Raw genomic sequence first — 12623 nt, forward strand, 5'->3', positions numbered from 1 at the left:
ATTATATAACGGGTTATTATAGCCAGCTTCGCCCCCATGGGTACAACAATGGGTTGACACCCAACGAATCAGAACGATTATTTTGGGAAAACTCTAAGCTAGTGACCAATTTTTATTGACCACAACAGTATGGCTGGCTGTCAGTTCAGCCAACTCTTTGACCACAACAAGCGTCTCTAACATCAGTTACAACCGTAATTGCTCTGTAAGAAGGCTCTCTTCCCGGCGACGATAGTGACATTGTGGGGCACAATATTGATGCAGTCATCTCCAATATGACCAATGTAAGATCAGTTTTATTGTCTCTCCCGCTTTTTCAGGAGTAAATTTCCTTATATAATCAAAAATAAATATAAAAAAAGCCTGATGCAACATACCTCTTTGGTGAATATCAACTTTCCCTGCTAAACCAATAAGATTGTCATATTTATCAGCAAAAGTAAGTATTTCATCCTTGTGAATAGTCTTTCTGTAAAATGATGTTAAGTACATCACTCAAAAACATTAGAACAAATTAATAATAAAAATACAATCCATATTCCATAAGTGAAAATAAATTTAATTAAAATATATAAAATCGAACCCAACACAATGATATGTATAAAAATAAAATATAAATCTACTATTTCATTATAACATGAATAAAGAATGCCAAATAAATTAACAGAAATCATATTAATAAGTTAACTAAACTACATTAAAATCGAACATATCTAATATTGCTCAATTTGTTACAATGGCATCAAGTATCGCACAAGGCTATAGCAACTTTCTTCACATTTTCTGTATACTTTTACAACGAAAAAACATCTCAGAAAACCAAACCAATAATAAACAAATAACAAAAACATCATTACTTCTTAAACACTCATTAAACAATTGTTGTTTTTTCCCCACAAAAACACAAATACAAATTTGTTGAAGTTTTGTTTAACACTTAAATGGTATAATAAGTTAGTTAAATTGTTTTCCTCCTGTCTAGCTAGAAAGAAACGAAATGGAATATATATATCAACCTGCAAGCTCAGGTATTCGATTGTTTACAGATTTAATCGGAAAAAAAATCAGTCCCAGCCCCCATTGGTATTCTGCGCAAAATCGCACCAAGTTTGCTTTGCGTAGCGCTCTGATGCCAATCTCAACACTAAAACTATTAAACCAGATAGTTAATACACCGTTTTATCTGGATATTTTGAAAAAACAGCCATGTTTGCCATCTAAGCTACATCGCCCTTACCTGAGTATTAACTTCAATAGGGGGCAAACATTACGCGCAATAAATGAGCATTATCAACTCTTATTTACCGGGTTAAATAAGTCTATTATTAATAAAATATTTTGTTCCAGTGCATATCCATTAGCGGTTATCAATGGTAAAAACGGAACTTACACTATTTTTATAGATTCCATGGACTGTTTTAACAAGGAAGGTGAACTCGCTTTATTTATTAGCACAGAAGATAATAAAACTCTGGCAAAATGTGCCTTTACACTATTGACTATTGCCGGTAAAAAGACACTGTTTATTGGCGGACTACAAGGTTCTAAAGAAGATGCAACCCTTGACATTATCCGCCATGCGACAAAAGATTGTTATGGATTATTTCCAAAACGCTTACTGCTTGAATCCGTCTGCCGCTTTGCTGCTCACTTTGGATGTCAGCAAATTCTGGCAGCCAGCAATGATTCTCACATCTACAAAAGCCTGCGTTATTGGCATAAAAAGAAAGACAAATTAGTTGCTGACTACGACACTTTCTGGGAGTCATTGGGTGGGGAAAAGAAAAAAAATAAAGATTTTCATCTACCATTATCCATTGAAAGGAAATCTCTTGAAGATATAGCCAGTAAAAAACGTGCTGAATATCGCCGCCGTTATCAATTACTGGACGAACTGGACAATGAAATGCGGGATTCCCTGTCTTCAAATTAACATTAGAATCAGGCCGTCAACTTTCTTAGGACGGCCTGATCTTAAAATTAATCTTACCTCGGCTTAACCATCTGCCATTCAAGGTGAGTTTTAACTGTAGGACACTCACAACTAATTATGCTGTAAACACAAGTGTCCCTAATACTGCCATCTTTAGATAAAATATGATTACGCAGAATTCCATCGAGTTTTGCCCCCAACCGTTCTATCGCTTTCCGACTCTGATGATTAAAAAAATGGGTACGGAATTCTACTGCAATACAATCCAATTCTTCAAAAGCATATTTCAGTAGCAGATATTTTGCTTCTGTATTGATATGTGTCCGCTGGGCAGAACTCGCATACCACGTGGAGCCAATTTCCACCCGGCGAGCATTAGGATCAATGCCCATATACGTCGTCATTCCAACTGCTTTACCTGTCCGGTGGTCAACAATAGCAAAAGGCAACATAGCGCCTTCTTCATGTAGAAGTAAACGACGATCAATCTCTTTACTTAGCTCAGCCGGTGCAGGAATGATGGTATACCACAATTTATGCAGTTCGCCCTCTTCAATTACCTGTATAAATTCATCATTCCTCTGGTATGTCAGAGGTTCTAGCGTAATATCTTTTCCTACCAAAGTTATCCATTCAGTCATCTGCCTTTTCATAATAGTCGCTTTTTATCAATAAGATAGAAAACATTATCCTATCCAGTAATTAAAATTGGAATGCGGTTAATATATGAGGAATTCATCTTTCATTAAAACCAAACGATCACTGACGTAGAACATGATAACTAATACAAACTAGAAAAAATAACAATTTCAATCTGTCATATTCCTGTTGCATCGTTCAGAAAAAAATATTAGAGCCATAACAGAGCCAGATTTCATGATACCCATCACATTCGTTTAACATTTTTTTCCCAATTAACCTCATTCCGTCTAAATTTGAATCATTATCTCATCCGACCACTTGGCGTTTTACCCGGTGGTTTCGAACACAATAACAATAATCTGATTATGATTGACAAACACCCGAATGGAGATTGCAATGAGCCACTATCCTCACCTGTTTACCCCTTTAGACCTGGGGTTTACCACACTAAAAAACCGTGTTCTTATGGGATCAATGCACACCGGACTGGAAGAGCATCCCGACGGCGCTCAGAGACTTGCTCGTTTTTATGCTGAGCGGGCAGCCGGAGGCGTAGCATTGATTGTCACAGGCGGAATTTCACCAAATAAACAAGGTGTTATAGGGAAAAACGCTGCATTTCTGGCAAATGAAAAAGCCCTTACTCATCATAAAATTATTACAGAAGCTGTTCATCAAGCTGATGGAAAAATTGCAATACAAATTCTGCATACTGGTCGTTACAGCTATCAACCACAGCTTGTCGCCCCCTCTGCAATTCAGGCACCAATTAATCCATTCATGCCTCGTGAAATGACAGAAGAAGATATTCTGCAAACAATTGCAGACTTCGCCCACTGTGCACAACTGGCACAGCAGGCAGGCTATGATGGCGTGGAAATCATGGGTTCTGAGGGGTATCTGATTAACCAGTTTTTGACTACTCGTACCAATCATCGTCAAGATAAATGGGGCGGAAGCTTTGAGAATCGAATGCGCTTCGCTGTGGAGATTGTCAAAGCTGTCCGTCAGGCAACTGGACGAGAATTTATTCTGATTTACCGGCTTTCAATGTTAGATCTAGTAGAAGATGGTTCTAATTGGCAGGAAATCGAGCAATTAGCGGTCGCCATTGAGCAAGCAGGGGCATCTATCATCAATACGGGTATTGGCTGGCATGAAGCACGAATTCCGACTATTGCCACGATGGTTCCTCGCGCTGGGTTTAGTTGGGTAACCCAAAAACTGATGGGGAAAATTTCTATTCCATTGATCACAACAAACAGAATTAATGATCCACAAATTGCAGAACAAGTACTAGCACAAGGTTATGCTGATATGGTTTCGATGGCACGGCCTTTCCTAGCTGATGCTGAATTTATTCTAAAAGCTCAGCAAGGGCGAGCAGATGAGATTAACACGTGTATTGGCTGTAATCAGGCGTGTCTGGATCAGATTTTTGTCGGTGAAATAGCCTCTTGCTTGGTTAATCCCCGCGCTTGTTATGAAACAGAAATGGATGCCAAACCTATTCTTGTGCCTAAAAAACTAGCGGTTGTTGGTGCCGGACCGGCTGGATTGTCATTTGCAGTGACTGCTGCCAGTCGTGGTCATCATGTCACTCTGTTTGAACGTGACGGACAAATTGGCGGACAATTCAATATTGCCAAGCAAATCCCCGGAAAAGAAGAATTTCATGAAACATTACGTTATTTCCAACGCCAACTAGAAATCCATCATGTTGATGTACAACTGAATCAAGCAGCAACGATAGAAATACTCTCTGATTTCGATGAGATCATCATCGCTAGCGGCATTGTTCCTCGCCAGCTCACTATTGATGGTATCCATCACGAAAAAGTGCTGAGCTACCTGGATGTATTGAGAGACAAGAAAGCTGTCGGTCAACGTGTAGTTATCATTGGCGCAGGAGGAATTGGTTTTGATACCGCAGAATATCTAAGTCAGCCAGAAAAAAGTACCAGCCTTGATAGTACAGCTTTCAGTGAAGAATGGGGTATTGATAAAAATCTGATACATCGTGGAGGATTATCTCCTAAAGGCCCTCAACCAGAACCCTCCCCCCGAAAAATTTATTTATTACAACGTAAATCCACAAGAGTTGGCGAAGGATTAGGTAAAACAACAGGTTGGATACATAGAACCAGTCTGCATATGCGTGGTGTGAAAATGCTCAACAACATGCAATATCTGAAAATAGATGATCAAGGATTACACATTAGCTGTAATGGAGAACAGAGCTGTCTCTCGGTAGACAACATCGTTATTTGTGCCGGACAAGAGCCACTAAAAGAATTGTATCAACCGTTACAGCAAGCAGGAAAAATAGTGCATCTTATTGGTGGAGCAGATGTGGCAGCTGAGCTAGATGCCCGACGAGCTATCGATCAGGGAACTCGATTAGGACTTAAAATTTGATAAAAATGGTCATGTACAAGCCGTAACAATGTAATAGATACTCAAGCCGCGCCATTCCTGGCGCGGACACTTTACTATTCTTACGCATCGTACCTATTACCCGCCAGAAAATTCTATTAATCAATTACGACGAGTTAGCTGATCCAATGCCAGACGGTCATCCTCTGCCTGACACACAGCAGCGGTGAACAATACATCGGTAGAAGAATTCAGGCCAGTTTCTGCTGAATCCTGCAATACACCAATAATCAAACCTACTGCCACAACCTGCATAGCAATTTCATTGGAAATACCAAACATGCTACAAGCCAGAGGGATCAGCAATAAGGAACCACCAGCCACACCAGAAGCACCACATGCACAAATTGCTGCCACCACACTTAGCAGCAATGATGTAAGTAGATCAACCGGCATCCCAAGCGTATTTACCGCAGCCAGAGTTAATACAGTGATAGTTACCGCAGCCCCCTCCATGTTGATCGTTGCCCCCAAAGGGATGGAAACAGAATAAGTATCTTCATGCAAATTCATACGGCGACACATAGCCATATTCACCGGAATATTTGCAGCCGAACTGCGAGTGAAAAATGCAGTTACACCACTTTCACGCAGACAAGCAAATACCAGAGGATAAGGATTACGACGAATTTTCCAGTAAACAATCAATGGGTTTACAACAAGTGCCATAACCAGCATACAACCCAGTAGTACAATTAGCAGATAGATGTACCCCAACAACGTCTTAAAGCCAGTCTCTGCAATTGTTGAAGACACCAGACCAAAAATACCAATCGGTGCCAAACGAATGACCAGCCGAACAACCTGAGTAACTGCTTCAGACATATCATGAATCAGGGATTTAGTTGAGTCCGTTGCATGACGCAGTGCGATACCAAGACCAATAGCCCAAGCCAGAATGCCGATATAGTTACCATTCAGTAATGCATTCACCGGATTAGCAACAACATTCACCAACATCCCTTTAATCACCTCCATAATGTTTTCAGGAGGAGACATCTGAGCATCATTGACAGCCAATACCAGTTGTAACGGAAACATAAAGCTACCAACCACAGCAACCAATGCAGCGGAAAAAGTACCCAAGATATAGAGGATAAGAATTGGGCGAATATTGGTTTTCTGACCTTCTTTATGGTTAGCAATTGAAGACATCACCAAAACCCATACCAATATCGGTGCTACTGCTTTCAGAGCACCAACGAACAACATCCCAAGCAAACTGATTGACTTAGCAACCGAAGGCGCCAGCCACGCTAGCAGTATCCCTGCTATTAAACCTACCAAAATTTGTTTAACCAGGCTCCCCTGTGTAAAGTAATGCACGAAGCCACTCTTTTGTTTTTCCATAGTTAACCCATTTTATTAACAGTTCTGTTAAATCTATATTTTTTGTATTTGCTTCCCCAGTATAGGGAAGCCAAGAATGGTGAAAAACAGCAACAGTTAAAATATACAACCCAGCCGGCACTTATTAACAATATACTTACATTTGTGTGATCAAAACGGCAATTTATACATTTATAAAACACAATTATTTGTTTCTATGTTTAACCACTTTTCAGCAAGTTAAGACAAAAAACCATATCCCCTTATTCAGAAAGATATGGTTTCCTATTAAAAAATAGTTGCTTGATTACTAGAGCTTTTTGGCTTCGCGCTTATTTACCCAAATATTAATAATCATTGTTACTACCAAAATACCCGCTATCGTTCCTAGAGAAACCACCATAGGAATATGATAAACATCCATTATCAGCATCTTAATACCAATAAATACCAAAATAACTGACAAACCATATTTCAACATTGTGAATTTCTCCGCCACTCCTGCCAATAGGAAATACATTGCACGTAATCCTAAGATAGCGAAAAGGTTAGAAGTTAAAACAATAAACGGATCTGTGGTGACGGCAAAAATAGCAGGAATACTGTCTACGGCAAAAATAACGTCACTAATTTCAACCAGAATCAAGACCAAGATCAATGGAGTCGCATATAACAAACCGTTTTCTTTAACAAAAAAACGTTCACCATGGAGACTATCAGTCATACGAATATGCAATCTTAACCAACGGACAAAAGGCTTATCTCCTACCGAAGAATCCCCCTCCTTTGCCAACGCCATCTTAACACCTGTTACCAGCAGAAAGATGCCAAACAAATAGAGTATCCAACTGAATTGAGAAACCAACCAACTCCCCGCAAAGATCATCACAGTACGCAATACAATTGCGCCTAAAACACCATAAATAAGGACTCGGCGTTGCAAATTTGCCGGAATGGCAAAATAACTGAACAACATCAGCCAAACGAATACGTTATCAATAGCAAGTGCCTTTTCTAGCAAATAACCGGTAAGAAAAGCCATTACCTGGCTATTAGCGACGGCCCCCCCTAAAGTTTCTCTGAAATACCACCACAACCCTAATGCAAATAAGAGTGATAAACTTATCCAAATTACACTCCAGACAGCAGCCTGACGAAATGACATTACCTGCTCTTTCTTACGTCCCTGTAAGAATAGATCCAACAACAACATAACTGTAATTAAAACAGCGAAACTTCCCCATAAAACGGAACTACCCACTGAGTTCATTTTCTTCCTCTCACAAACAAAAACGGCCGAAATCACAGAAGACGCCAGCCGTTGCTATATTTCTTTCCCACGTTATGGAGATGGATGTATTGCAAGCAACCTCGCCTTCTGGCAAGGTCTCACTTACAACATAGAAAATGTACCACTAGGTATAAATTCAAGGTTGCCCGGCTACCGGATGCTATTGCATCGTAATGACGATAAACCGGCTAAGGAAGTTACTCCCCTTTGCTATGGTGAAAAATAAATCAAATTCACACAAGAATCAATCTGCCATAAAAAATATTAACGCACAACCGAAAATATTAGAAAAATTAAACAAATAAAAAAGTTCCGTACTTCATATCTGTAAGCAGAAATCAACCATCATTAGATATATATAAACGACAACAAACTACGAAGAAAACAGGTTAAAACAGTAGAAAAAATAGCAATTAGTTTAAATAAGAAATCTAACAAGCCAATCTCAATAGACCCATTTATTATTCGATGACAGTGAATGTTCAATTGATCACCAAAATTTTCTGTTTAGTCATCCTTGATTTTGTTACAGTGTATCAGGCGCGTCATTTTCCTCTTTCAAGGGATTGGAAAGGCATCACAACCGGCCAAATAATTAAAACAGGATATAATTTAATCAGCTTAGCCTCATGCTTTCAGGATGAACGAATAAAGGCATTTTAGGAACACCTGATGGAAATAGTAAAAGAACTTATATATGCACTTTGGCACCAAGATTATGAAACTTTGGCCAACCCATCCCTATTATGGGCCATTTATATCATGTTATTCTTGATTCTATTCCTTGAAAGTGGCCTGCTTCCCGCTGCATTTTTACCTGGAGACAGCCTGCTTATACTGGTTGGAGTGCTAATCGCTAAAGGTACAATGAGTTTCCCTGTAACGATTGCAATCTTGACTGCCGGAGCAAGCTTAGGCTGCTGGATAGGTTACCTTCAAGGAAAATGGTTAGGAAATACCAAAATAGTACAAGGCTGGCTTTCTCACCTTCCAGCCCATTATCACCAAAGAGCTTACAGTCTTTTTCACCGCCATGGCCTATCTGCTTTGCTTATCGGCCGTTTCCTCGCATTTGTAAGAACCTTATTACCAACACTTGCTGGTTTGACGGGTTTGCAAAATAGTCGTTTCCAGTTTTTTAACTGGCTCAGTGGCCTCCTGTGGGTCGTTATCCTTACCTCTCTGGGCTATGCACTCGGCAAAACCCCTATCTTCCGTCAGTATGAAGATCTGGTAATGAATTTCTTGATATTACTACCACTTGCTTTGCTAATTATTGGTTTTAGCGGTAGTTTGTTAGTTGTATGGCGTAAAAAAGTTTGCCATTCCCCACAAAAAAAGTAGTTGATTCTTAAAAAACACAATACTCCTCTCTGTTGCAGATGATTGTATCGTTTGCAACAGAATAGTGAAATAACGCTAATGTTTTTCATTCATCTTCTAAAATATAAGCTATATTTAATGATAGCCTTTTCCACCACCAGGAAAAGCAACTAACGTAAGTTAAATATCCATATCTTATACGAGGAGTAGTCTATATGATGCAGAACAAAACTACTGAAGATTTACATGTTGAACTAAAATCACTTGCGGATACACTGGAAGAAGTGATCAAACATTCCGGTGATAAATCCAAAGTCGAACTGGAAGAACTTCGCGGCAAAGTAGAGGACGTAATCAAAGATACTCGCTCTAAGCTCGGTAATGCCAGTGATATTATCGTTAAGCAAACAAAAGATATGGCAGTCCGTGCTGATGACTACGTTCACGATAAGCCATGGACAAGCATCGGTATTGGTACAGCCGTCGGCGCCATATTAGGTGTATTGTTAGCTAAACGCTAATATGAGTAATTCATCCAAATCTCAAGGCCCCGGTAAAGGGGTCCTTGATATTCTTCAGCGCATTGCCACTATCGTTATCGAGATAGTGGAAACTCGCTTACAACTGATCGTTGTAGAGTTGGAAAAAGAGAAAGCAACTCTGATACAACTGATAGTCATAGCCAGCCTGACACTGTTATTTACCGCTTTCGGCCTGATGTGTCTGCTTGTAATAATTTTTTGGGCTATCGATCCCGCCTGGCGTTTTACTGTGTTGGTTAGTACCACTGGAACTTTATTTCTTCTGGCGCTTATTGGACTCATATGGACTATCAGAAAAGCGCGAAATTCAACATTACTTAGCGCAACGCGAAAGCAATTAAAGATTGATAGAGAAATGCTGGAGGATAACAACAATGAGTAAACAGCGTCGGAAAAGAAAGCTGAAAAAACAGCAACTACTCAGAGATATCCAACAGCAACGGCTTGAACTCTCTAACAATACACAACTCTGGAAAAGTATCACCGAACCTTATGACAAAGGCTGGCAAAAGCTTTTGTCATTAAAACCTTATCTGCAACTTGGAGTCAGTGCTATTTCTTTATATGGGCTTCGCCATCCAGTGAAATTTTATCGTTGGTCGCGCTACATCATTCGAGTACTGAAATGGAAATAGCAATAATTTTTCATAATATACCTTATTAATGATCACTTTGGTTGCTTACATTCAAAAACTTTGTATAAAATTGTTAATAATCCTTGCTTACAACTAACCTCATCTCCCTCTAGTATACATTCTAATCCGTTAATGATTAGCAAATTGTACTATTTCAAGTTGGTACAAGTTAATTATCAAATAAACCATCGTGATTTACCTGTACATCTGGAGTTGTTAATGAAAAAGTTTGAAGACATCGCCCTGTTAGTGGCCCGTATTTTAATGCCAATCCTGTTTATCGTTGCAGGCTATGGGAAATTAGGTGATTCTTACGCAGGTACTCAACAATATATGAGTGCTATGGGCGTTCCTGGTTTTCTATTACCACTAACTATCTTACTTGAACTGGGTGGCGGCTTGGCAGTTCTGTTTGGTTTCTTAACTCGTACCACCGCGTTATTTACCTTTGGTTTTTGTATCTTGACTGCCGTTCTCTTCCACAGCAATTTTACTGAAGGCATGAACCAGACTATGTTTCTGAAAAATCTGACTGTTGGCGGCGGCTATCTGTTACTCGCTATCACAGGCCCCGGTAAATTTAGTATCGACCGACTGATGAATAGAAACTGGTAATATCCTGCCGAGAGATATAGAAAATCTTTCGGTTTACTTTAAATCCATAGACTCAACTTTTATTGAATTATACCCGTTATCTTTTTGAAAGATAACGGGTATATTATTTTATCGCTTACATAACTTCCATTTACCGGCTAGCAAATAATTTAGGGATTTCCCGCAAACACCAAGACTTAGCTTCCCCCATACTGTCTCGTCGCCATGCCATAATAATATTTGCGTCCTGACTGTATTCAGAACTAATCACCCGCAAACGACCCGCTGTAATATCTTGTTCCACCATAGGATAAGGCATGGTTGCAACCCCCAATCCAGCTAAGAGAGCACGACGTTTATCTTCCAGAGAACTGACCGTCAAACGCTGTTGTTTATCTAATAACTGAACCGTCAATACCGGGCGCTCCCTTGCTGTATCTGCCACAGCAATACCACGGTATTTCACTCGCGTCACATCAGACAAAGGTTCCGGTTCTTGGTGAATAGGATGCTCAGGGCTAGCTACATATACATTGGTAATGCTGTAAAGATGGCGCGAGTTAATTTCTGCCGATGCGCGGAAATGCATATCTGGCGCAATAACAATATCCGCCCGGCCAGTTTCCAGTCGCTCCCATGAGCCAGCCAAAACCTCAGTCAACAAAGAGAGCTGGGTGTTCGATTTCTGAGCAAGCTTGCCCACTAGTGGAAATAATAAAGATGCTGGAACCAGTGCCTCACAAACGATTGTCAGATGAGTTTCCCAACCCCGCGCTAATGCCTCAGCATCAGCAGTTAATTTATCCGCAGCCTCAAGTAATTGACGCCCACGCTCAAGTAACATACGTCCAACATTGGTAAATTTGGTTCTATGACCCGAACGGTCAAATAGCACCACATCCAACTCATCTTCCAGCTTTTGCATCGTATAGCTAAGTGCAGAAGGAACACGACCAAGTTCATCAGCTGCCGCAGCAAAACTTCCCCGCCGGTCAATCGCATCCATGACCCGTAGAGATTCCAGTGTAAGCGCTCGTTCTTTGCTCATATTTTTCTCAATCAGGAAATTTGAATATGGTGACCAGATTAACTGGCTAACATTTCGCCGTCCAGATAATTACTATTTTAGTGTGTGTTTTTTAAGGTAATCGCTATCATGATTGTAAATAGAGAAGCAAAGCAATGTGGAAAAGCTGACTATGGTTGGCTACAAGCTCGTTATACATTTTCATTTGGTCACTATTTTGATCCAAAATTTTTAGGGTATGGCGCTCTGCGCGTACTTAATCAGGAAACTATCGCACCAAAAGCCGCTTTCCAGCCTAAATCTTATCCACATGTAGATATACTGAATATTATTCTACAAGGAGGAGCAGAATATCGTGACAGCGAAGGCAATCATGTCCGAGCTTACAAGGGAGAATGCTTACTATTCTCTACTCGTCAGGGTATCAGCTACAGTGAACATAATATCAGTGCCAATAAGCCACTAACTCGCTTACAGCTTTGGCTGAATGCCTTCCCTCAGCAGGAGAGTTTACCGTTGCAGCGGATGGAATTATCAGAACAACCATTAACTATGCTGGCCTCTCCAACTGCCGAAGATGGGAGTATGCAATTACGTCAGCAAGTGTGGGTCAACCATATTTCTCTTAATAAAAATCAATCTCATTGTCTGCAATTAAAAGGAAAAAATGCCTATCTGCAATCCCTAAACGGGAACATAAAAATAAAAGGTGATTCGAAGGATAACGCCTTGATTAAATGTGGAGATGGCGCTTTTATTCATGAAGAAAATCATCTGGCTTTAAAAGCAGATACTGAATTTCAAGGTTTATTAATTGATCTGTCAGCCTGAAAAAGTGCAAGCCCCATCAGGTAACAACCTAATGGGGCTA

The 12623-nt window shown here is 40.0% G+C and carries 12 protein-coding genes; 8 read left to right on the forward strand and 4 right to left on the reverse strand.

Translation table 11 applies throughout. The features are described 5' to 3' along the window. Nucleotides 1-997: 997 nt before the first annotated feature. Complete coding sequence (locus EAE89_RS14085) at nt 998-1933, forward strand: VirK/YbjX family protein (protein WP_054481504.1); 936 nt, start codon at nt 998-1000, stop codon at nt 1931-1933. Nucleotides 1934-1986: 53 nt separating this feature from the next. On the opposite strand, the gene EAE89_RS14090 is transcribed toward EAE89_RS14085, so the two are convergent. Beyond that, entirely contained in the window at nt 1987-2586 is a 600-nt protein-coding gene (locus EAE89_RS14090) for a GNAT family N-acetyltransferase (RefSeq protein WP_214086092.1), read from the reverse strand. 385 nt (nt 2587-2971) lie between these two features. Here EAE89_RS14090 and EAE89_RS14095 point away from each other — a divergent pair, with 385 nt between their 5' ends. Further along, nucleotides 2972-4993, forward strand: a complete 2022-nt coding sequence (locus tag EAE89_RS14095) for an NADPH-dependent 2,4-dienoyl-CoA reductase (protein ID WP_214086093.1) — start codon at nt 2972-2974, stop codon at nt 4991-4993. Nucleotides 4994-5113: 120 nt separating this feature from the next. On the opposite strand, the gene sstT is transcribed toward EAE89_RS14095, so the two are convergent. Together sstT and EAE89_RS14105 are read right to left on the reverse strand one after the other, a co-directional pair. Further along, nucleotides 5114-6361, reverse strand: a complete 1248-nt coding sequence (gene sstT / locus EAE89_RS14100) for a serine/threonine transporter SstT (protein WP_149617005.1) — start codon at nt 6359-6361, stop codon at nt 5114-5116. 289 nt (nt 6362-6650) lie between these two features. Next, nucleotides 6651-7610: a TerC family protein gene (locus EAE89_RS14105; RefSeq protein WP_214086094.1), complete on the reverse strand. Its 960-nt coding sequence runs from the start codon at nt 7608-7610 to the stop codon at nt 6651-6653. Nucleotides 7611-8303: 693 nt separating this feature from the next. Here EAE89_RS14105 and EAE89_RS14110 point away from each other — a divergent pair. From EAE89_RS14110 to EAE89_RS14130, 5 genes are all read left to right on the forward strand, one after another. After that, the gene (locus EAE89_RS14110) at nt 8304-8975 is read left to right on the forward strand and encodes a DedA family protein (RefSeq protein ID WP_149617007.1); all 672 of its coding nucleotides are present in this window, start codon (nt 8304-8306) and stop codon (nt 8973-8975) included. A gap of 194 nt (nt 8976-9169) precedes the next feature. Then, entirely contained in the window at nt 9170-9475 is a 306-nt protein-coding gene (locus EAE89_RS14115; RefSeq protein ID WP_149617008.1) for an ElaB/YgaM/YqjD family protein, read from the forward strand. A 1-nt stretch (nt 9476) separates the two neighbouring features. Further along, on the forward strand, nt 9477-9878 hold the full coding sequence (locus EAE89_RS14120) for a phage holin family protein (RefSeq protein WP_054480230.1): 402 nt from the start codon (nt 9477-9479) through the stop codon (nt 9876-9878). Next, nucleotides 9871-10131: a YqjK-like family protein gene (locus EAE89_RS14125; protein ID WP_054480231.1), complete on the forward strand. Its 261-nt coding sequence runs from the start codon at nt 9871-9873 to the stop codon at nt 10129-10131. The genes EAE89_RS14120 and EAE89_RS14125 overlap by 8 nt, the downstream gene beginning before the upstream one ends. Before the next feature lie 219 nt (nt 10132-10350). After that, on the forward strand, nt 10351-10746 hold the full coding sequence (locus EAE89_RS14130; protein ID WP_054480232.1) for a DoxX family protein: 396 nt from the start codon (nt 10351-10353) through the stop codon (nt 10744-10746). Between the two features lie 130 nt (nt 10747-10876). Here EAE89_RS14130 and EAE89_RS14135 read toward each other — a convergent pair whose 3' ends face one another. Next, complete coding sequence (locus EAE89_RS14135) at nt 10877-11773, reverse strand: LysR family transcriptional regulator (RefSeq protein WP_054480233.1); 897 nt, start codon at nt 11771-11773, stop codon at nt 10877-10879. 108 nt (nt 11774-11881) lie between these two features. Here EAE89_RS14135 and EAE89_RS14140 point away from each other — a divergent pair, with 108 nt between their 5' ends. Next, entirely contained in the window at nt 11882-12583 is a 702-nt protein-coding gene (locus tag EAE89_RS14140; protein WP_054480234.1) for a pirin family protein, read from the forward strand. Nucleotides 12584-12623: the final 40 nt, after the last annotated feature.

This window comes from Photorhabdus heterorhabditis (assembly GCF_018448905.1).
Lineage (GTDB): Bacteria > Pseudomonadota > Gammaproteobacteria > Enterobacterales > Enterobacteriaceae > Photorhabdus > Photorhabdus heterorhabditis.

Coding starts and splice junctions, on each gene's coding strand:
- EAE89_RS14110 (WP_149617007.1), top strand. CDS start 8,304: ATGGAAATAGTAAAAGAACTTATATATGCACTTTGGCACCAAGATTAT.
- EAE89_RS14125 (WP_054480231.1), top strand. CDS start 9,871: ATGAGTAAACAGCGTCGGAAAAGAAAGCTGAAAAAACAGCAACTACTC.
- EAE89_RS14120 (WP_054480230.1), top strand. CDS start 9,477: ATGAGTAATTCATCCAAATCTCAAGGCCCCGGTAAAGGGGTCCTTGAT.
- EAE89_RS14085 (WP_054481504.1), top strand. CDS start 998: ATGGAATATATATATCAACCTGCAAGCTCAGGTATTCGATTGTTTACA.
- EAE89_RS14140 (WP_054480234.1), top strand. CDS start 11,882: ATGATTGTAAATAGAGAAGCAAAGCAATGTGGAAAAGCTGACTATGGT.
- sstT (WP_149617005.1), bottom strand. CDS start 6,361: ATGGAAAAACAAAAGAGTGGCTTCGTGCATTACTTTACACAGGGGAGC.
- EAE89_RS14105 (WP_214086094.1), bottom strand. CDS start 7,610: ATGAACTCAGTGGGTAGTTCCGTTTTATGGGGAAGTTTCGCTGTTTTA.
- EAE89_RS14135 (WP_054480233.1), bottom strand. CDS start 11,773: ATGAGCAAAGAACGAGCGCTTACACTGGAATCTCTACGGGTCATGGAT.
- EAE89_RS14130 (WP_054480232.1), top strand. CDS start 10,351: ATGAAAAAGTTTGAAGACATCGCCCTGTTAGTGGCCCGTATTTTAATG.
- EAE89_RS14115 (WP_149617008.1), top strand. CDS start 9,170: ATGATGCAGAACAAAACTACTGAAGATTTACATGTTGAACTAAAATCA.
- EAE89_RS14090 (WP_214086092.1), bottom strand. CDS start 2,586: ATGAAAAGGCAGATGACTGAATGGATAACTTTGGTAGGAAAAGATATT.
- EAE89_RS14095 (WP_214086093.1), top strand. CDS start 2,972: ATGAGCCACTATCCTCACCTGTTTACCCCTTTAGACCTGGGGTTTACC.